This window comes from Blochmannia endosymbiont of Camponotus sp., from assembly GCF_023586085.1.
In the GTDB taxonomy this organism is placed as follows: Bacteria; Pseudomonadota; Gammaproteobacteria; order Enterobacterales; family Enterobacteriaceae; genus Blochmanniella.
The window spans coordinates 263,149-284,493 of sequence record NZ_CP097757.1 but is presented as its reverse complement, the minus strand read 5'-3'; the positions used below and the strand labels follow the sequence as shown (position 1 = coordinate 284,493).

General features: G+C 29.1%; 16 protein-coding genes and 2 tRNA genes. 5 read left to right on the top strand and 13 right to left on the bottom strand.

Annotated elements, in window-relative coordinates:
- Window positions 1-16 precede the first annotated feature (16 nt).
- The 7 genes from hflX to orn all read right to left on the bottom strand — a co-directional run bounded on the left by hflX (window position 17) and on the right by orn (window position 5,925).
- On the bottom strand, window positions 17-1,303 hold the full coding sequence (hflX, locus tag M9400_RS01170) for a ribosome rescue GTPase HflX (RefSeq protein WP_250232605.1): 1,287 nt from the start codon (window positions 1,301-1,303) through the stop codon (window positions 17-19).
- A 172-nt stretch (window positions 1,304-1,475) separates the two neighbouring features.
- On the bottom strand, window positions 1,476-1,706 hold the full coding sequence (gene hfq / locus M9400_RS01165; protein ID WP_250232604.1) for an RNA chaperone Hfq: 231 nt from the start codon (window positions 1,704-1,706) through the stop codon (window positions 1,476-1,478).
- Window positions 1,707-1,802: 96 nt separating this feature from the next.
- Window positions 1,803-2,711, bottom strand: coding sequence for a tRNA (adenosine(37)-N6)-dimethylallyltransferase MiaA (miaA, locus tag M9400_RS01160; protein ID WP_250232603.1), 909 nt, complete (start codon window positions 2,709-2,711; stop codon window positions 1,803-1,805).
- A gap of 231 nt (window positions 2,712-2,942) precedes the next feature.
- Window positions 2,943-4,250, bottom strand: a complete 1,308-nt coding sequence (locus M9400_RS01155) for an N-acetylmuramoyl-L-alanine amidase (protein ID WP_250232602.1) — start codon at window positions 4,248-4,250, stop codon at window positions 2,943-2,945.
- On the bottom strand, window positions 4,247-4,732 hold the full coding sequence (tsaE, locus tag M9400_RS01150; RefSeq protein ID WP_250232601.1) for a tRNA (adenosine(37)-N6)-threonylcarbamoyltransferase complex ATPase subunit type 1 TsaE: 486 nt from the start codon (window positions 4,730-4,732) through the stop codon (window positions 4,247-4,249). The genes M9400_RS01155 and tsaE overlap by 4 nt, the downstream gene beginning before the upstream one ends.
- A gap of 418 nt (window positions 4,733-5,150) precedes the next feature.
- Window positions 5,151-5,223, bottom strand: a tRNA-Gly gene (locus M9400_RS01145).
- A gap of 162 nt (window positions 5,224-5,385) precedes the next feature.
- Window positions 5,386-5,925, bottom strand: coding sequence for an oligoribonuclease (gene orn, locus M9400_RS01140; RefSeq protein WP_250232600.1), 540 nt, complete (start codon window positions 5,923-5,925; stop codon window positions 5,386-5,388).
- Window positions 5,926-6,364: 439 nt separating this feature from the next.
- On the opposite strand from orn, the gene asd reads away from it, so the two are divergent.
- Window positions 6,365-7,246 carry an archaetidylserine decarboxylase gene (gene asd / locus M9400_RS01135; protein ID WP_250232599.1) on the top strand — a complete coding sequence of 294 codons (882 nt, stop codon included), beginning with the start codon at window positions 6,365-6,367 and terminating at the stop codon, window positions 7,244-7,246.
- Window positions 7,247-7,296: 50 nt separating this feature from the next.
- Window positions 7,297-10,686: a miniconductance mechanosensitive channel MscM gene (gene mscM / locus M9400_RS01130; RefSeq protein WP_250232598.1), complete on the top strand. Its 3,390-nt coding sequence runs from the start codon at window positions 7,297-7,299 to the stop codon at window positions 10,684-10,686.
- Window positions 10,687-10,707: 21 nt separating this feature from the next.
- On the opposite strand, the gene efp is transcribed toward mscM, so the two are convergent.
- The 3 genes from efp to M9400_RS01115 all read right to left on the bottom strand — a co-directional run bounded on the left by efp (window position 10,708) and on the right by M9400_RS01115 (window position 13,374).
- On the bottom strand, window positions 10,708-11,274 hold the full coding sequence (gene efp / locus M9400_RS01125) for an elongation factor P (protein WP_250232597.1): 567 nt from the start codon (window positions 11,272-11,274) through the stop codon (window positions 10,708-10,710).
- A 120-nt stretch (window positions 11,275-11,394) separates the two neighbouring features.
- Window positions 11,395-13,032, bottom strand: a complete 1,638-nt coding sequence (gene groL / locus M9400_RS01120) for a chaperonin GroEL (protein ID WP_250232596.1) — start codon at window positions 13,030-13,032, stop codon at window positions 11,395-11,397.
- Between the two features lie 48 nt (window positions 13,033-13,080).
- The gene (locus tag M9400_RS01115; protein ID WP_250232595.1) at window positions 13,081-13,374 is read right to left on the bottom strand and encodes a co-chaperone GroES; all 294 of its coding nucleotides are present in this window, start codon (window positions 13,372-13,374) and stop codon (window positions 13,081-13,083) included.
- A 405-nt stretch (window positions 13,375-13,779) separates the two neighbouring features.
- On the opposite strand from M9400_RS01115, the gene cutA reads away from it, so the two are divergent.
- The 3 genes from cutA (at window position 13,780) to metC (ending at window position 17,110) form a co-directional block, all read left to right on the top strand.
- The gene (cutA, locus tag M9400_RS01110; protein ID WP_250232594.1) at window positions 13,780-14,091 is read left to right on the top strand and encodes a divalent-cation tolerance protein CutA; all 312 of its coding nucleotides are present in this window, start codon (window positions 13,780-13,782) and stop codon (window positions 14,089-14,091) included.
- A gap of 411 nt (window positions 14,092-14,502) precedes the next feature.
- Window positions 14,503-14,575: transfer RNA gene (locus M9400_RS01105), tRNA-Phe, on the top strand.
- A gap of 1,347 nt (window positions 14,576-15,922) precedes the next feature.
- Window positions 15,923-17,110 carry a cystathionine beta-lyase gene (metC, locus tag M9400_RS01100; RefSeq protein WP_250232593.1) on the top strand — a complete coding sequence of 396 codons (1,188 nt, stop codon included), beginning with the start codon at window positions 15,923-15,925 and terminating at the stop codon, window positions 17,108-17,110.
- A gap of 202 nt (window positions 17,111-17,312) precedes the next feature.
- On the opposite strand, the gene M9400_RS01095 is transcribed toward metC, so the two are convergent.
- The 3 genes from M9400_RS01095 to hldE form a co-directional block, all read right to left on the bottom strand.
- Window positions 17,313-18,053, bottom strand: coding sequence for a 1-acylglycerol-3-phosphate O-acyltransferase (locus M9400_RS01095; protein WP_250232592.1), 741 nt, complete (start codon window positions 18,051-18,053; stop codon window positions 17,313-17,315).
- Between the two features lie 241 nt (window positions 18,054-18,294).
- Window positions 18,295-18,939, bottom strand: a complete 645-nt coding sequence (ribB, locus tag M9400_RS01090) for a 3,4-dihydroxy-2-butanone-4-phosphate synthase (protein WP_250232591.1) — start codon at window positions 18,937-18,939, stop codon at window positions 18,295-18,297.
- Between the two features lie 885 nt (window positions 18,940-19,824).
- Complete coding sequence (gene hldE, locus M9400_RS01085; RefSeq protein ID WP_250232590.1) at window positions 19,825-21,258, bottom strand: bifunctional D-glycero-beta-D-manno-heptose-7-phosphate kinase/D-glycero-beta-D-manno-heptose 1-phosphate adenylyltransferase HldE; 1,434 nt, start codon at window positions 21,256-21,258, stop codon at window positions 19,825-19,827.
- Window positions 21,259-21,345: the final 87 nt, after the last annotated feature.

Below are 21,345 nucleotides of genomic sequence, written 5' to 3'. Positions count from 1 at the left end.
CTTTATTTTAAAAATATTAAATAATATAATCTGTTAATAATTTATTATTTTTTAACAAACGACACCAATCTATAGAAGATAAATATATTTTTAATCTAACATAATTATTATCTTCAACCCAATATTGTTTAACAACTTGCAGTCTATATAATTTTTGGCATAAATCATTATTTATAGGCATTCGCAATTCATAAGAAATCATATTATTTAATAACAACTCATTAAGGGCTTGTATTAATAAAGAAATACCTAAATTATCTTGAGCAGATATCCATACTCGTATTGGACGGTTATCATAATCCCGATCAATACGTGGTACTAGTTTTTTTAATCGATCTATTTTGTTCATCACTAAAAGTATGGGAGTATTATGGATATTCATACCATTTAAAATATAATGTACTGTGTTGATATTTTGTTCAAATCTTTCATTAGAGACATCTACAACATGTAATAATAATGTTGCTTGTATTGTTTCTTGTAAAGTTGCCTTAAAAGAAGATATCAAGCCTTGTGGTAAATTTTGAATAAAACCTACCGTATCTGATAATATAATATTAGACCCTCCTTTATATACAATGCGTCTACATGTAGGATCGAGAGTAGCAAATAATTTTCCTGCTGTGTAAACATGTGATTCAGTCATTATATTAAATAAAGTAGATTTTCCAGCATTTGTATATCCTACTAAAGAAACAGTAGGTACTCCAATTCTAAACCGATGTCTTCTATTTTGTTCTCTTTGATTTTCTATTTTTTTTAGACGCAATAAGATTTGAGTAATTTCTTTACGCAATAAACGACGATCACTTTCTAATTGCATCTCCCCTGATCCACCTCGTAAACCAATACCTCCTTTTTGACGTTCAAGATGACTCCATTCATGTACTAAACGAGAATTTAAATGACGTAATTGGGCTAATTTTACCTGTAATTTACCTTCATACGTACGTGCACGTTGCGCAAAAATATTAAGAATTAATTGATTTCTATCAATTATTTTGCATTGTAATAAATGCATAAGATTACGTTCTTGATGAGGAGATAAAATACAATTGAATAATATAACAGATGCGGGATTATTTTTAACCATTTGTTCAAGCTCTAATACTTTTCCAGTCCCAATAAAATATTTATTATTGCAAGTTTTACAATTACTAGTAAGAATACTTTGAATTCGTATTCTTGCTGTAGAAGCTAAAGATAAAAATTCTTTTAAATTAAAATTTTCATCTTCTTTTTTTTTGGAAAAAATCGTATGAACTAATATAGCTTGTTTATTAAAAAAATTTAAATCATACAACAATAACTACTCCAAGTAAATTTAATATATATAATCACATATAATAAAATTAATTAAACACTTCGCAGTATACTACACTTAATAATATTTGATAGTAATTAATCAAGTTTAATATATAATCACATACAAAAAGACATGAACATCTCTGAAATAAATAATTAGAAATAAGTTTTTAACTATGACGACTTATGTAATATGGGACGAGTCGGGAGGGTACAATGGTAGATATAGCATGTTTATAAATCATTTGATTCACTGTATTTCTTAAAAGTATTACAAATTTATCAAAAGACTCAATTTCTCCTTGTAATTTAATACCATTTATTAGATAAATAAAAACTGGAATACGTTCTCGACGTAATGCATTCAAAAATGGATCTTGTAATGATTGACCTTTGTTCATTTTTCAATTTCCTTAAAATTTATTTTTTATCATTTTAAATGATCTCAAAAATTATATAACTTCAAGTTTATTTTTTAAAATTTCATACACTAAAAATTAGTTTTTAGTTAATATTTCTGCAATACTGTCAATTGCAGCAGATAAATTATCACTACATAACCAACGTAAATTTGGCCATTTACGTAACCATGTAAGTTGCCGTTTTGCAAGTTGTCGAGTAGCACAAATGCCCTTAATTATCATCTGATTGTAGTTAATCTCACCAGATAAATATTCCCACATTTGGCGATAACCAACACAAGAAATAGACGATCTTACTTCTTTTCTATGTAAATCAGGGCGATTAAATAATTCACTAACCTCATCTTCAAATCCGATTTCTAACATTTTATAAAACCGTTGTTCAATTCTTTTATTTAAAATATCACGACTTGATGGAACAATAGCAAATTGGTATGCTTGATATTTCAATTTGAGGCTAACAGTTAATTTCAACTCTGTCCATGTTTTGCCAGAAATAAAAAAAATTTCTAATGCTCTAATTATTCTTTTATGATCATTTAAATGAATTTTATTAGCAGCAACAGGATCAACATGTTTAAATAGATTATACATGTTTACCCATCCTATTTTTTTAGCTTCATATTCTAGATCATCACGAACTTTCTGATTAGTTTTTGGTAAAAAAAACAAACCCTCTAGTAGATTCTTAAAATATAACATTGTCCCTCCAACTAGAAAAGGCGTATTCCCAGATCTTATAATTTTTTCTATTTCATTATTTGCATCATGACAAAAATCTGCTGTTGAGTAACATTCAACTGGATCACGAATATCTATCAATTTATGAGGAGCAAGCTTTAATTCTTCAGGAACAGGTTTAGCTGTACCAATGTTCATGCCACGATATACCAAAGCTGAATCAACACTAATGATATCTATTTTTATTTTTCTTTTCTTTAAAGCTACAGCTACACTTGTTTTTCCAGAAGCCGTAGGACCCATTAAAAATATAACTAATGGTTGACGTTTAATATTCTGCTTCCTTAACTTATACGATATAAAAGTGTTATTTTGATAGGTTATGTAAGTAACATAATATTATGAAAATACTTCAATTATTTCAACGAAAATATTAACTCTTGTACACAAGAGTATACAATAAATATTAATAATAATTTTTAAAAAATGAAATCTTTGTAATAACAGTATCAATGTAGTAATACTGATTATTCATTAACTTGCGGCAACATATGTTTTTTTTACTTGCGCAGAATCTAACGGTTTTTTTTGTGATTTTATAAAATAAGAACATAAACCTTTGTACAAAGCATTAGCTATTTTTTCTTGATAAAGATTACTAACAAGTAGATACTCTTCTTTTATATTACTAATAAACCCAGTTTCTACTAAAATAGATGGAATATCGGGAGATCGCAATACAGCAAAACTAGAATACTCGGGTGTATTCTTATGTAAAGGAGTAATATTCTTTAATTGATGTAACACATGCACCGCAATGTCATATCCTACTCGTTTAGCATAACCAAACTGTAAATCTAAAACTAAATGGCTAAAATATGGATCATTGCAATAACTAGTTAGTATATCTCCTAATCCTCCTAATAGCTCTGAATGTTTTTCACTGCATTGTAACAAATGTATCATTTCGCTTTTAGCGCGACGATCAGATAATACCCAAACCGACGCTCCTCTAACATTAGTGTTTAACGCAGAATCTGCATGAATAGAAATTAAAACATTTGCTCCTCTTTTCCGCGCCAAATTAGAACGTTCCATAACCGATAAAAAATAGTCTCCATCACGAATCATTACGGCTTTAAAACTCGGATCTAAATCCAACAACATTTTTAGCTTTTTAGCTATATTAATCGTAATATTTTTTTCATATATCCCACCATGACGCCCCATCGCTCCTGGGTCTTGGCCTCCATGTCCGGCATCGATTGCCACAATAATTGGAGATAATACCTGTTTATAATCTTGGTTTTTTTTAAATTGCGTATCTATTATTTTTTTTTGATGATTTATCACTTTATTTACATGCACACGAGTTTTACGAACCATAATAGGCGGAATCTCATGAAGATTTATATTATCAGCTACGGTAAGTGTTTTCTTTTTAAAAATTGTTAATATAAGACGATAATTTTCTTTTATTTGCTTTTGTGTTACTGTTCCTATGTTTGAGGGACAAGTTAAATCTAATACTATACGTATATTTTGACGATTAATGGATGTGTTTGTTCGAATGCATCTAACTAAATTAGAACCATTGAAATTTATTGGAAATATATCTTTTTCAACTTTGGATGCTGTTAGAAGATCTATTACAATTCTTTCTGGATTGCCCAAAGAAAATATCATATAAAGAGGAATAACAGAACAATCTAGCATTATCGTAGATTGATTTTTATTATTTGTAACAGAGATTGCGCTAAGAGTTGACGCCATTATTGGTTCAATGCATAAATATTTTGATAAGATCATCATTACAAAAATTATTTCGTATTTCAACTTCATATATGCAATTTCCAATATGCTAATAAATCATCTAGCATTCTATGGCCTAAATTACTAAAAGATTCTATAACTACTTTTCTGGATTCTGTACAGTCATGATAGTTCATTGTTACTGCAATATCTTCTGTTGGTAAAAATCCCATCCCTTTTTTTGGCCATTCTATCAAAAATACAGCATAGCCATCAAAATAATCTCTAATTCCCATGTATTCAAGTTCTTCTGAAGAAGTTAACCGATAAAAATCAAAATGATACACACGCCAATGCGTTAAAATATAAGATTCAATCAAAGTGTAAGTCGGACTGTTTATATGCCCGACATGTCCTAATGCATGTAAAAATCCTTTACAAAAAACAGATTTTCCTGATCCCACATAACCATTTAAATAAACTACACAGCTTCGCGTACAAACAGAAGCCAATGTAGCACCTAATAATAAGGTTTTTGATTCATCAGACAACGTCAATACATATCTTTTCATCTTCAATATAATTTAAGATCTTATTCGACAAAATATTTTATATATAAAACAATACAAAAATTTAATATAATTTCTTATTATTCCAACATATTATATATAAATATGACGATGTATAAAAAACCAAGTCATATTATTACAATAATAAGCGTTAAATGTATTGACACAATAAGATGTACATTACTGATTTTTTCACGAGAATTAGCACGTAATAATCTATTACGCGTCCTTATTCCTAAGTATAAACGATCTTTATTTCCATAAATATAACAATCATTCAATTATTTAAAAAACCAAATAACAATTTATAATTTACTATATTAAATACATAAATATTTACACTCCTCCCCAAAAATTTACTAACGTTGATGCAAATATATAACATAATCAATAAATAGAGCGTTGAAAATAAATTAAATAAAGCGGGAAACGAGATTTGAACTCGCGACCCCAACCTTGGCAAGGTTGTACTCTTCCAACTGAGCTATTCCCGCTTATTTAAGATAAAAATCAAAACCCATAATCATCATTCATTAATATGCATGTGGCCTATGCCAATAACCAAATTTTTATACTAATTAATTATTGTATAGTTTTAATGCCCCATCAATTAAAAATTGACCAGATAACACTTATATTATCAACTATATATTATCTTATAATTTCATAAAATATTTTCGATAATACATCAATTCTATAATAGATTCACGAATATCTTCCAATGCACGATGAGTTTTATGTAATTTCAATCCAGATATTAAATCTGGTCTCCAACGAATTGCTAATTCTTTAATAGTACTAACATCCAAGTAGTGATGATTAAAATATGATTCCAATTCTGGCATGTATCGAAATAAGAATCGTCGATCCTGAGCTATACTATTCCCACATATCGGTGATTTTTTAAAAGGCACCCAATCTTTTAAAAACTTTACTGTTAAACTAGATGCATCTATCTCATCTACTTTACTAGATCTAACTTTTTCTAATAATCCGGTAAAACTATGAACACGTACATTCCAATCATTCATTAGCAATAATTGAGACTCAGATTGATGTATCGCTATAACAGGACCTTCCGATAAAATATTTAATTCACTATCAGTAATTATAGTAGCTATTTCCAAAATACGGTCTTGCTCTGGATTCAATCCAGTCATCTCTAAATCAATCCATATTAAGTTCTTATCATGCATTCAACTTTACCCTATACGTCTACGTTTACTTAATATTTAATAGAAGCACATAAATATTATCCATAAGCACTTTTATTTTTTAACATTATGCTGATTTAAATTGAATAAAATATATGAAACATATTATATACATGTGTATACGTAATTATTATAATATAAATACATATCAAATTGTAAATATGAATCACTATATCATTTAAACAAAATTCTTATATCGAATTATTACTGTGTTGTAACTTCTTCTTAGCAATAAACTTAACTTTATTTTTCAAGTAAAAGTTTAACATACTTTTGCGCACTTTTATACAATATACAATCATATTATATGTTATATTGATATTTAAGAATAATATGAATTCACAAAAAGTTAATAGCGAAATGCATAATCACTATAATCACTTAACTAAAAAATTAATGATCTAAAAATTAGGTACATATTATGTTAGAAAAAATACAAGTTCTACTGCAGTACTTATTACCAAAATATTGGATTACTTATTTATTAGGACTAGCGGCCTCATGGAAAGGTGGATGGATAACACGTTATGCTATTCAATTATTTATTCGTATCTATAAAATAGACATGAAAGAATTCGATAACCCCAATCCATCCAGTTATACAACGTTTAATGAATTTTTTACTCGAAAATTGCGTAATAATTCTCGGCCTATAGACACCAATCTATCTACATTAGTTATTCCAGCTGATGGAATCATTACTCAAATAGGGAAAATAAACCAAAAAAATAATACATTCCAAGTAAAAGGAATTCCTTATCATCTAGACGGATTACTAGCAGGCCATGATAACATCATTGACTATTTTAATGATGGAAGCTTCGTTATCATTTATATACCTCCACAAAATTGTCATCGCGTCTACATGCCTTGTACGGGCACACTGCGTGAAGTGTTATATATACCCGGTGATTTATTTTCAGTGCATCCAAAAATTACAAAAAATATACCTAATATATTTTCTCGCAACGAAAGAGTTATCTGTCTATTTGAAACAAATTTTGGTTATATGGCTCAAATTTTAGTTGGAACTATAATAGTAGGAAGTATTGAAACTACATGGTTAGGTGCAATTACCCCACCACGAGAAGGTATTGTTAAACATTGGCGTTATCCGAATACTTCAGATATTGAAGATGCAATTACATTACAAAAAGGAGATGAAATGGGATCATTTAAATTAGGATCTACTGTTATTAATTTATTTGATAACAAAAAGGTTATTTTAAACAATCTATTACAACCATATGATATTGCTCGTATCGGAATGCCTTTAGCGCAAGGATGTAATCAAGAAAAATAATCACACATATTATGCATTATCTAAAATCATGCAATAATATTGTATACAATATGATCTTTTTTCAAAAAAGAACCATATTTTTTGAATATTTTTCTTCGTTGATCTTCATTGTAGGATGTTTGTATCCACTGATAATTTTTTCTTATGATTTTTCAGAAGAAAACGAGATAAAAAAATATTTACAATATGCACAACAACAAGAACATTGTGACATTTATCAAAAATCTATTATAGAAAATCTACAATCCACTTTATATTTTATTTCTGAAAGAAAATTTTCTAATTTTAAAATTAAAGAATATCAAAAAATAATAGATGATTTTCCATGTACAACTCTTCAATTACATAAAGAATACAGCAATATATCTAATAAAAGTATTAATATTGATAAGGATCTTTCTGCTCATGAAGTGAAACTGAAATTATTCCAAATTAATAATCAGTTAACAGATTTGTCAAAACAATTAAAACAAGAACAAGATTATACATCTTCAATTAATGAATCATTAATGTTGTTACCAAAACAACAAGCTGCGGCTAAAAATATATTAAATAATTTAACACAACAAAAAATGTTAACTATTACCAATATAAATACTCCGATAGAACAAGCCAAATTTACTGCATTACAAGCAGAACAAACAGCTAGACAATTAAAAGTAGCCGAACTCGAACTTGCTCAGTTAAGCGCCAATAATCGCAAAGAATTATCCCAACTTCGGGCAATATTGTTAAAAAAAAAATATAAATATGTAGAGAATGAACTACAAATATTAAGAAATAAATTAAGCTGTTTATGTCAAAAAGAAACAAAACAACCTATTGAACATAGCGAAAAAATATTGCCAGAACAGAACAATACATTACCAAAATCCATTACAAAACAGATACAAACTAATCGTGATCTTTCAGTTATTTTAAATCAACAAGCGCATTATATACACAGTATTACATCTAAACAACAAGAAGTTACATCACATACATTACAAGTACGTCAAACTTTTGCTAATTTGCTTGAACAAGCACAGTGGTTAGATAAATCTCCGGCTCTTGGAGAAACACTACGTTCTCAAGTTTCAAAGTTACCAAAAATGCCTAAATCTCAGCAACTAGATCATGATATGGCGCAATTAAGAGCTAAGCGTCTTCAATGTGAAAATCAACTAAATAAATTAATGTTAATATCATCACAAAGCAAACAAGACGATGGATCATCATTAACATCACCGCAAAAACATATTCTTGAAAAAAAACTAACTATACAACGCAATCTTATTACTTCATTATTAAATAATTATGATACACAAATCCTTGAATTAACAAAATTAAAAGTTTCTTATGAACAGCTTAAAGAAGCATTACAAGATGTGCAAAAAGCTACGCATCGTCATTTATTTTGGGTAGCTGATGTACATCCAATTACTATATCCTATCCATTAGATATTTATCATGATTTATACAGATTATTAACTGCAAATAAATTTGATCATCAAATAATATATGTTTTAAAAATGATTTTTTCTAATCATAAAACCCTGATTCTAATAATATTAAGTTTTATTGCATCGATTGGATTTCATTTTACTGCACAGCGTCATTATCAAGAATTTTTAAAACGATCTAGTAAAAAAATAGGCAAAGTAAATCAAGATAATTTTTCGCTTACTTTGTATAATATATGGTACTCAATGTTAATAGCATTACCGATTCCAATTTTATGGGTAGTTATAGGACATAGTTTAAATCACGTTTGGTTATACCCCATTTCTGTAGAAATTAGTGATGAAATTAATGCTACAACATTTATATTGTGGATATGCATAGTAGGTATTTATTTTGCGTCCCCAAAAGGATTGTTCATTATCCATTTTGGTTGGCCAAAAAAAAGAGTTCAACAAGTTTTTTCGCACCATTATGTCTGGGCTGTTGCAACAGTTGTATTTTTAATAATGATGTTAACCATATTTAATAACTATAATGATAGAGAGTTTTCTAATACTTTAGGGCGATTATGCTTTATTTTGCTATGTATTTATTTAACATTCATTACTAACAATCTAAAATGTTCTGGATTACCTTTATATTTAAATAAATATGATTCTTCTGATAATATCATCAATCGTTCTTTATGGAATATTATGATATGTGCACCAATAATCGCAGCGATTTCTTGTATTTTAGGTTATTTATTCGCTGCTCAAGCATTATTAGCGCGATTGGAAACATCATTATTTATTTGGATTGTATTATTAATCGTATACCATATTATTCGTAGATGGACATCCATTCAGCGACGTCGTATTGCTTTTGAGCGAGCTAAACAAAGACGAGTTACTCAATTAAATCTAAGAGCATATAATAATGAATCAAATGCTTATCAATTACAGACTAACAAATTGGAATCTAATGATAAAAGCAATAAAAAGATTTTAGATTTAGACACCATCAGTACGCAGTCATTGCAGCTAATACGATCTATTATCACTCTCATTGCTTTATTGTTAACAACTTTACTATGGTCTGAATTATATTCAGCATTCTCTTTTTTGGAAAATATTACATTATGGGATGTTACTTCTACTATAAAAGGCGTAGATAATATCCAACCTATAACGTTAAATTCATTTATTATTTCTGTTTTAGTAATTGTTATTACTACAAAAACAGTGAGAAATTTGCCAGCATTTCTAGAGCTCACTTTTTTACAACATTTAGATCTTACGCCAGGCACAGGATATGCTATTACTACATTAACTAAATATATATTGATGTGTCTCGGGGGGATAATAGGATGTTCATTGATAGGTATAGAATGGACTAAAATACAATGGTTAGTAGCAGCATTAGGTGTAGGATTAGGTTTTGGATTACAGGAAATTTTTGCTAACTTCATCTCTGGATTAATAATACTATTTGAAAAACCAATTCGTATTGGCGATACTGTAACTATTAGCAATCTTACTGGTAATATCACTCGTATTAATACTCGTGCAACTATCATTACTGATTGGAATCACAAAGAAATTATTGTTCCAAACAAAGAATTTATTACAAAACAATTTATCAATTGGTCTTTATCGGATACGTTAACACGCGTAGTACTACGCGTGCCAGCTCCGTTACAAACAGATGCCAAAAAAATAGTGCAAATCTTACTACAAATAGTAAAAAAATCCTCCCTTGCCTTAAATACTCCTCCTCCAGAAGTATATTTAGTAGATTTGCAACAGGGACTGCCTGTGTTTGAAATACGAATGCATATATCAGATATAAAGCTTCGTATGCCTTTATGTCATCAAATACATATGTTGATCATAGAATATTACCAAAATAACGGACTAAAACTACCATATATACCAATATATGCTTATAACAATCAACTATTTATTAATAATTTTGACTCTAATTATCCTAATGCAAATCATTACGCAACAAAATAGATACTATTATCTGATATAGATTTACTTTGCTCGAGAGACATATGTTCCTGAACGAGTATTTATTTTAATTAATTCCCCTAATTGAATAAAAAGTGGAACCTTAATCATAGCTCCAGTATTTACAGTAGCTAATTTTGTTTCAGACGATCCAGAATTATTCTTTTTTATTGAAGTAGTTTTTATTACTTTTAGTTCTATACAATTAGGAGGAGTTACAAGAATTGGAACATTGTTCCATAAAGTTACTAAATAATGTAGTTGAGTAGTAATCCATTTAAAATTGTCGCCTATTATTTTTGAAGCAACAGCAATCTCTTCAAAATTTTTTTCATCCATAAAATACCAAAACTCACTATCATGATACACATAAATTAAACTGATATCATACAGATCAGCTGATCTTAACAAATCTCCAGACTTAAACGTCTTTTCTAAAATTTTTCCAGATATTATTTGTCTAAATCGCACACGACTAAAGGATTGCCCTTTACCAGGTTTTATAGACTCATTACTGATGATAACACATGGCTCATCATTTTGAATAATCTTAAGCCCAGTTTTAAGTTCATTAATACTATACAGTACCATAAACAAATTAGTTCTAAAAATAAGTACGACTTCACCACCGAACTAAACAACCCTAATCTAAAATCAGGAATAAGATTAGGGTTGTTTAGTTCGGTGGTGATTATATTATTTAATTAAAAATTACATCATGCCGCCCATATTACCACCAGCTCCTGCATTTCCTAAATCTGGTTTATCTTCTTTAGGTAATTCAGTAACCATGCATTCAGTAGTAATCATTAAACCTGCAATAGATGCAGCATATTGTAAAGCAGAACGAGTTACTTTGGTAGGATCTAAAATTCCTAACTCTATCATATTACCATATTTTTCAGTAGCAGCATTATATCCGGTATTTCCCTCTCCAGATCTAACATTATTAGCTATTACCGATGGTTCTTCTCCAGCATTAGCCATAATTTGCCGCAACGGAGCTTCCATTGCGCGACGGGCTACTTTAATTCCTACATTTTGGTCTTCATTATCACCGCACAAATTTCTAATAGCATTTGCCACACGAATTAAAGCCACACCACCACCTGCAACCACACCTTCTTCTACAGCAGCACGAGTTGCATGTAATGCGTCCTCTACGCGCGCCTTCTTTTCCTTCATTTCTACTTCAGTAGCTGCTCCAACTTTAATTACCGCAACTCCACCAGCTAATTTAGCAACACGTTCTTGAAGTTTCTCACGATCATAATCAGAAGTAGCTTCATCACGTTGTTGATTAATTTGAGCCACACGGCTATTTATAGCAGACTTATTACCTACTCCATCAATAATAGTAGTAGCATCCTTAGTAATAACTACACGTTTGGCTTGTCCCATATCCTCTAATGTTGCTTTTTCTAAATCTAACCCAATTTCTTCAGAAATCACAGTTCCTGCAGTCAAAATAGCTATATCTTGTAACATAGCTTTACGTCGATCACCAAATCCTGGAGCCTTTACAGCAGTTACCTTTACAATACCACGCATATTATTTACTACTAAAGTAGCTAAAGCTTCTCCTTCAACGTCTTCAGCAATAATAAGTAATGGCTTTCCTGCTTTCGCAACAGATTCTAATATAGGTAACATTTCTCTAATATTAGAAATCTTTTTATCTGCCAACAGAATAAAAGGATGCTCTAATTCTACTGTACCACTTTCAGGTTTATTGACAAAATAAGGAGAGAGATAACCACGATCGAATTGCATACCCTCAACTACATCTAATTCATCCTGCAAACCAGATCCTTCTTCTACGGTAATCACACCCTCTTTTCCTACTTTATCCATTGCCTGCGCAATTAGTTTACCAACAGTTTCATCAGAATTTGCAGAAATAGTACCTACTTGAGCGATAGCTTTAGGATCTGAACAAGGAACAGACAATTTTTTTAGCTCTTCTACTGCAGCAACCACTGCCTTATCAATTCCACGTTTCAAATCCATAGGGTTCATTCCAGCAGCTACAGCTTTTAATCCTTCATTAACTATAGACTGAGCTAAAACAGTGGCAGTCGTAGTTCCATCACCTGCAGAATCATTTGCCTTAGAAGCAACCTCTTTCACCATTTGAGCGCCCATATTTTCAAATTTATCTTCTAGTTCAATTTCCCGAGCTACAGATACACCATCCTTAGTTATAACTGGAGCTCCAAAAGATTTATCTAACACTACATTTCTACCCTTAGGGCCAAGAGTAACTTTTACCGCGTCGGCTAACACATTCACACCGCGCAGCATTTTGACACGAGCATCATTACCAAATTTTACATCTTTAGCTGCCATTTCATTTTCCTTAAAAATTTTTAGTTCAATTAATAAGTTAGTCGCGAATTATTTCTCAACGATAGCAAGGATATCGCTTTCTGACATAATTAATACTTCTTCATTATCAATTTTCTCCACTTTTACACCATACCCGTCATTGAAAATCACGGTATCTCCAATACGAACATCTAAAGCTTTTACCTCCCCGTTTTCCAAAACACGGCCATGACCAACAGCCAATACCTCCCCACGTGTAGATTTTCCTGCTGCGGATCCAGTCAATACGATACCTCCTGCAGATTTTGATTCAACCTCTTTACGTTTAACAATTACACGATCATGCAATGGACGAATTTTCATTTAACGCTCCCTAATTGTATTAGCTAACTATTTGCATATCATGTTAATAGTCTTACATTGAACATCAGATGCAAATTTTATTAATATTCACCACTTCAGGACAATACTTAAAATGGGGGCATTCAGGATTGCTTCAAGGGGGGATTAAAAATTTTTTACATATATAAATATTTGTATCCTCATAAATAAGTAGTCTATCGATCATTAATAGCAGTTAATTTTTGTTGTAATTGACATTACATTTACAAAAATACCATGTAATATAATGATACAAAGCAATATAAACACAATATAAAAAATCGATATATGCTAAAATAATTGACTTTTGTTAAAAATAGAGTACAAATATTTCACTATCTATGTTATATCAGTGAATACATAACTTGATTGTTTAAAGAGAGAAACATGATAATAATCTTGTGTACTACGCCAAACGATATGTCTGTTGTTTTAAATATTACAAAAACATTATTAAGTAATAAACTAGCAGCATGTATAAATTTATTACACGAAGTACGCTCATTTTATTATTGGGGAACTACCCTGAAAGATCACACTGAACTACAATTATTAATTAAAACACAAAGTTTTTTAAAAGATTCAGTGTTTACAACAATTAAAAAATTCCATCCTTATACAGTTCCAGAATTATTAGTATTACCTATTATAGATGGAGAGCCAAGCTACCTATCGTGGATGCGATCGACATTACTATAACGCTAATAGTTTATATAATATATATACTACTACATAGTGATTAATTATGCAACAAAATCCTAGTATACTTACTCTAATAATAGATTTTGAGAAATCGAACTTTGTATTCTAAAATTTTTTTAAAATTGTTTTATTTAAGAAATTAATAAAAAATAAAAATCACTATTTCAAATAGCGAAATGAATACATATTCTGATAAAAACAGATAACAATATCTGTTTATTGCGATGTATACTGTTTTATTCAAATAATATTACTGATATGAACTAATATGAAATATAGAATTATTTGTTATTTTGAAATATTTAAATAATAGTTTTCCGTTAATAAATAAAATATATTGACGAAATGAATAGAATAAAGATAATACAACTAGGTTTTTTTACTAAAAATATTAATAAAAATTAAAAAGCCCGGATAGCTCAGTCGGTAGAGCAGAGGACTGAAGATCCTCGTGTCCTTGGTTCAATTCCAAGTCCGGGCATATTTTAAAAATCAACTAATTTATAAATTGAAATATTAAAAAATTTGTTACAATTATTAGTAACTAAAACCTAGCAGTATCCAGTATGAATAAAACATCATGTCTTATATTGAAACCGATAGATATTGAAGTAACCGTTATAAATTATGTTTGATTTTAACAAAACCCATGATTTTTAGAATAAAAATAAAAACAAAAATGTATCCATTTACCATATCTTAATGTAAAAATATAGCAGTAGATAGTATATCTATATAAAATAGAATAATTTTGAAAATGATTTATAACCTTATTTAGGTCATACTATATTTAAACAACATAAACTACATTTCCTGATCTAACGATTAGTGCTTCTAAAAATTAAATGAGTTAATAGTATTTAATTAAAGTAGTGTATATTTATAATGCAATAAACTACTCACAAACATAAATACAGCAAATTGTAGACTACTACGCTGATATACAACGTATTTGTCTCGATTAAATAAATTAATCAAGAGTTATGAAAAAATAGTATGTGCTTATACATATATATTTAAAAAATAAATAACTAGTATTTTTATATTAAAAAATCAAACTTTATAACTATATTCAGTGGATAGTTTCGCAAAAAACTTATAGTTGGTTTGATCAATTTTATCAATTATAACTAATACCAGCTATATCATCCAATAATATCAAAATTTTTACTCAATGCTATTTACTTTTATAAAGATATAACTCAAAAAATTTCTATTTTATAAAAATAATTAATTATTTACTACTATGATAGTAGTCATCATATATTTATTTCGGTCATACAAATAATATATTACTACCATGACATAATATTTACTTATCTACTTTATTAAATTCTATATATCGTATAAATAATGCAACGATTCAATTCAAATATACACTTATAAACTTATGATAAACATCATTTCCTAAATAATGGAATAATTACATTCAATCATAAAATGCATAAAAATTAAAAACAAAACTTATATAACAAACTATATAAACAATTAACATATGAAAATATATATTTAATATAATTTACTGATTATTTACTTTATATAAATCATTCAATTAAAAGTAGTCTTCTCTTTAACATAAATCGTGCTATATGTTACACTATAAAAATATAGTACTAGACATAATATACATACATCCATTGAAATTATAACAATATACAGTTATTATGCTACAATTCAGTTAAATAACTTAAACATATATGGATTTAATGAGTAATTTATACAGAATTTTAATTTTCTATCTAATAAAAAAGAATAATCATAGTAGAAATATAATATATAACAAAAGCTGATCACAAGCTTTAGAGTGAATCAATGTAATGCAGTAATTATGGTAAAATTTGAAACCAAACTAGTTACCTCTGGAAGAGACAAGCAATATACACACGGAGCAGTTAACCCTATCATTCAACGAACATCTTCGGTAGTGTTTAATTCTATTCAACAAAAAAAACAAGCTATTAAGAATTATAATACAACTGATACATTATTCTACGGTAGATATGGGACTATCACTCATTTTTCTTTACGTCAATCCATGACTGAATTAGAAAATGGCGTTGGTTGTATGTTATACCCATGCGGTACAGCGGCAATTACTCATGCAATACTTTCTTTTATAAAGCCAGGAGACCATATATTGATGACAGGATCAGCATATGAACCAACTCAAAAATTCTGTCAACATGTCTTAAAAAAAATGGACGTGTGTACTACTTGGTTTGACCCATTAATTGGAAGTGATATTTATAATTTCATTCAACATAACACCCGTTTGATTTTATTAGAATCGCCAGGCTCAATAACTATGGAGGTACAAAATGTCCCCGATATTGTTAAAACAGTGCGTGAAAAAAAATCAGATATCATTATATTATTAGACAATACTTGGTCAGCAGGAGTTTTTTTAAAAGCACTAGATATAGGAGTGGATATTTCCTTGCAATCTGGTACCAAATATATTACAGGTCATTCTGATGCCATGATAGGAACTGCAGTTTCTAATGCACGTTGTTGGGACCAATTACAAGAACAATCTTATTTAATGGGTCAAATGGTTGATGCTGATACTGCTTATATGGCAGCACGAGGACTACGTACTTTATATGTTAGATTAAAGCAACATGAAGAAAATGGACTTCATGTTGCTCATTGGTTAGCCAAACATCCAGCAGTGGAACGAGTAAATCACCCCGCTTTAGCTACATGTAAAGGACATGAATATTTCATAAGAGATTTTAGCGGATCCAGTGGATTATTTTCATTTATTCTGAAGAAACGTTTAAACAATTTACAATTATCTAGTTTTATTGACAACCTTAAGTATTTTAAACTTGCATATTCCTGGGGCGGATTTGAATCTTTAATTTTAGTAAATCAAGTAGAAGAACTGCGCTGCATACGTCCAGCCGGAACGTTAGATTTTACAGGAACATTGATTCGGGTGCATATAGGATTAGAACATCCTAATGATCTGATTCATGATTTATCAGATGGTTTTAGTCGTATTAATTTGTAATATCATAAATGCTATATAAATCTTTTGCTTTCATTACCATAAAAATGATTATGATCACATAAAATATAAGTTTGTACATTACTGTACGGCTATTACATTACATATATAATATTCTGTTAACCATAAAATAATCAATACGGCTGACTTCTCTGCTGAGAATTATCTGTAATACAATTTGCAAGTTATTTTGTACAACGCTGGTTTAATGACCGAGTACCTGTGTTTCAAATTCAACTACTTCTTGATTCAACGCATCTATTTTTGTTTTCATAACTTCATAACAATATTTAGTCATACCACGTATTCTATTAGGTTCATATTGTTGAGTTGCGATAGGTGTCATAATTTCAACAATTACTAAACCATTAGACCAACGATTTAGTTTTATTTTGTTAGCAGTATTAGAAACACAAACAGGTATAATAGGCACTCTAGCAGAAATTGCGGCATGAAAAGCTCCTATTTTAAACGGTAATAATCCCTTTCCAAAACTACGCGTACCTTCTGGAAACACCCAAATAGAGATATCGCGTGTTCTAATAGATTTAGCTATTTTTATTAAAATATTATGAGATTTAGAACTTTGATTCCGATTAATTAATATATTGCCACATAACCAATATAATTGACCAAATAATGGAATCCATAGTAAACTCTTTTTACCGACTATTATTGTACGCGGCTGTACAACACGAGCTACTGTAACCATATCATAATTACTTTGATGGTTTGCAATATATATACAATTCTTAGGTAATGGATTATTTGAAAAATTTCGTATCTTAACTGTAATACCAAAAATAGGAGCCATGCTCCCAAATAAACGACCAAAAAAATCAGAGTGGTATGACTGCTGTGGTCTCAATAAACAATAAACGATACCGAATACACAAATAATAACTGACAATATCAAAACTAAAACAATACGTATAATAGCAAGCATTTTCTCTCTCTGAAAGTATCAGAATATAAATTTTTAATAAAAACACCAACCTCGTCCGTAACATATAGATATTCTATTTATAGAATATAAAATATTTACTATATAAATAATACTATTAAATATACTAAAAATGAATTGAACTAAATATATTATCATTCATTGTATTTAACAATAATTACTCATTATTAATATATTAAAATATTTCCAAGTCCATAAACGGCTAAAGTTAGCTTTACATATATTAAGTTATATTGATGCGATAAGTTATTAAATCTGAAATAGTGAGAACTGGCATCGTATATTTATTTGCAAATGTGACAATTTCTAATATACGCGCCATACTTCCATCCTTATTTGTTACTTCACACAATACTCCAAATGGTCTCAATCCAGCTAATGAAGTTAAATCTATAGCCGCTTCTGTATGTCCAATACGAGCCAGAACCCCACCATTTTGGGCGCGTAAAGGAAAAACATGGCCAGGACGATTCAAATCGGAAGGTTTTGCATTATCTTCTATAGAAGCCTTAATTGTAGTTAATCTATCTGCAGCTGAAACTCCAGTAGTTATACCTTCTGCTGCTTCTATAGTAACAGTAAAAGCAGTACCATAACGATTGCTATTATTTTCTACCATCATTGGTAAATTCAACTGATTACATCGATCTTCTGTCAAACATAAACAAACTATTCCGCTGCCATAACGAATAGCTAATGCCATTTGTTCAACTGTCATATTTTCTGCAGCAAATATCATATCACCTTCATTCTCACGATTTTCATCATCCATTACTAAAATACCACGACCATTACGCAATGCTTCTAATGCATTTTGGACGCGCTCCATAGGAGTACCAAATTCAGATAAAAAACTCTGCCGACGCATGATAATTTAATCCTAATTAATACCATTATTTATGCAACAAGGGAAAAATTAGATATAAACCAAAACTATAATTCAGTAAAACCAAATATTTATAAATTAAAATTTATCACGAACAGTGACCTTGGTTATACTATCGTTATAAATATCAAAATCACATTAAAACACTATTTAAAAACTATACCAACAGTACTACACATTATACATATAATATAATAACAATACAATTTATGTATGTAATAAATCATCTTAGCCTAAAATTATATCGGATTTATAAAATAAACTAAAACACTATGTTCATAAAACATGTTACATAACACTCACCATATGCGCTTAAATTTATATTAAAATACCAGCTACTAAATTTAATGTTTAAGTGATCAAAAAATAACTAAAAACACTAATTATTTTAAATATTTAAAAATTAATGATTTATTATACTATTCCCATGAATTTACTCTAAAATTATTTAATATTTTACATATAATTTAAAGAGCAAAACTCAATAATTACTATATCTTTAGGTAATTAATATATATTATATAAATCAATGAAAAATTGATTTACAACTATGAATTTTGTTCAAGATATATAACAAAATAAATTATTAAAACATTACGGCTAACGTAAATATGAACTTTAATAAAATTAAAATAACAAAAAATTTTTGATAATAAATAAAACTAAAAAATAAATCCTAGCATAACTACATAATTATAAATACTGCCCACTCATGGTAAGGGTCTCTATCATTTTAATATATTTTTTGTATTATATTTGAGGCTTACACATCAGTTGCAATACCCACATTTCATTACCCAAACATTTACTGTATTCTGCTCTACCATCATGATAAAAATGCATCGTTCGTAATTAATTTATATTATTTTAATTTTTCCGCCTAATAGCATTAATAATATTACTACTAGAGCAACCAGTTTTAAAATTTAATACATGTACTTTTCCTCCATTTTTGAATACCTCTTTACTTCCTTCAATGTCACAAACGTGATAGTCACCCCCTTTTACTAAAAAATCTGGAGACAAATTTTCAATCAATCTTGCAGGCGTATCCTCATGAAAAGGAACTACCCAATCTACTACTGATAAAGCAGCTAATACAAGCATACGTTTCTCTAAAGTATTTATAGGCCTTGTTTCGCCTTTTAATCGTTTTGTTGAATCATCACTATTTACAGCTACAACTAATCTATCTCCAAGTTTTTTAGCATTGGTTAGATAACTTATATGCCCAGGATGTAGTATATCAAATACACCATTAGTCATCACTATTTTTTCACCTTTATTATGAACTAAAGATATTATTTGTTTTAACGTCTTTTCATCTAATATGCCACAAGGCAAATTGGTGTACGCATGGCTATTTATAATACTTTTTATTTCATTTAAATTAGTAGTAGAAGTACCAGATTTCTTTATTACCACACTAGCAGCTAAATTAGCTAAAAGACATGCTTTCTTTAGACTATTACCAGAAGATAATGCCGCTGATAACACACCAATTACTGTATCTCCAGCGCCAATTACATCATGTACTTCTTTTGTTTGAGTTGGAAAATGTAACGGAGCTGCATTCCGTGTACATAAAGTCATACCCTGTTCAGAACGTGTAATCAATAAAGCTGATAAATTATAATCAATTATAATCTCCTGAGCACGATTTATTAAAGTCTTTTCATTGCGACAAAATCCTACTATAGATTCAAATTCTGATATATTAGGAGTTAATAAAGTAGCACCTTTATAACGAGAGAACTGCATACCTTTAGGATCTATTATAATTGGTATATTAATATAACGTGCTAATTTAATAATTTCTTCTATACTATTTAAAGAGCCTTTATCGTAATCAGATAATACTAATACTTTATATTTGGGTAAATAAAATTCAACTTGTTTAAGCAATTTTGTAGTATCAACATTATGGAAATATCGTTCAAAATCTAATCTAATAATTTGTTGATTACGTGACATGACTCGTAATTTAATTATAGTAGGACATGTATTAATCGGAATAAAATTCCATTTTACATTTGATTTATCAAGTTGTTTTTTTAAAATGTTGGCCGCTTCATCAACCCCAGTTAATCCTAATAATCTTGGTTGAGCACCTAAAGCAGCAATATTCATAGCAACATTGGCAGCTCCGCCCGGTCTATCTATAATTTTATTAATCTTAACAATCGGAACAGGTGCTTCTGGAGAAATTTTATCGGTAGACCCATACCAATATCGGTCTAACATAACATCTCCTACAATTAACACACTAGATTTAGAAAAATTTGGAAAAATAACAGTCATAATTTACTTAAAATATATTCTGATTAAATAAATAAAAACATGATTAATTTTACATTAAGTTAATAACAAAAATAATATATTAAATTA

Bases quoted from the DNA above. Each gene is read 5' to 3' on its own strand.
- hfq (WP_250232604.1), bottom strand. From the start codon at position 1,706: ATGAACAAAGGTCAATCATTACAAGATCCATTTTTGAATGCATTACGT.
- miaA (WP_250232603.1), bottom strand. From the start codon at position 2,711: ATGGGTCCTACGGCTTCTGGAAAAACAAGTGTAGCTGTAGCTTTAAAG.
- M9400_RS01155 (WP_250232602.1), bottom strand. From the start codon at position 4,250: ATGAAGTTGAAATACGAAATAATTTTTGTAATGATGATCTTATCAAAA.
- tsaE (WP_250232601.1), bottom strand. From the start codon at position 4,732: ATGAAAAGATATGTATTGACGTTGTCTGATGAATCAAAAACCTTATTA.
- orn (WP_250232600.1), bottom strand. From the start codon at position 5,925: ATGCATGATAAGAACTTAATATGGATTGATTTAGAGATGACTGGATTG.
- asd (WP_250232599.1), top strand. From the start codon at position 6,365: ATGTTAGAAAAAATACAAGTTCTACTGCAGTACTTATTACCAAAATAT.
- mscM (WP_250232598.1), top strand. From the start codon at position 7,297: ATGATCTTTTTTCAAAAAAGAACCATATTTTTTGAATATTTTTCTTCG.
- efp (WP_250232597.1), bottom strand. From the start codon at position 11,274: ATGGTACTGTATAGTATTAATGAACTTAAAACTGGGCTTAAGATTATT.
- groL (WP_250232596.1), bottom strand. From the start codon at position 13,032: ATGGCAGCTAAAGATGTAAAATTTGGTAATGATGCTCGTGTCAAAATG.
- M9400_RS01115 (WP_250232595.1), bottom strand. From the start codon at position 13,374: ATGAAAATTCGTCCATTGCATGATCGTGTAATTGTTAAACGTAAAGAG.
- cutA (WP_250232594.1), top strand. From the start codon at position 13,780: ATGATAATAATCTTGTGTACTACGCCAAACGATATGTCTGTTGTTTTA.
- metC (WP_250232593.1), top strand. From the start codon at position 15,923: ATGGTAAAATTTGAAACCAAACTAGTTACCTCTGGAAGAGACAAGCAA.
- M9400_RS01095 (WP_250232592.1), bottom strand. From the start codon at position 18,053: ATGCTTGCTATTATACGTATTGTTTTAGTTTTGATATTGTCAGTTATT.
- ribB (WP_250232591.1), bottom strand. From the start codon at position 18,939: ATGCGTCGGCAGAGTTTTTTATCTGAATTTGGTACTCCTATGGAGCGC.
- hldE (WP_250232590.1), bottom strand. From the start codon at position 21,258: ATGACTGTTATTTTTCCAAATTTTTCTAAATCTAGTGTGTTAATTGTA.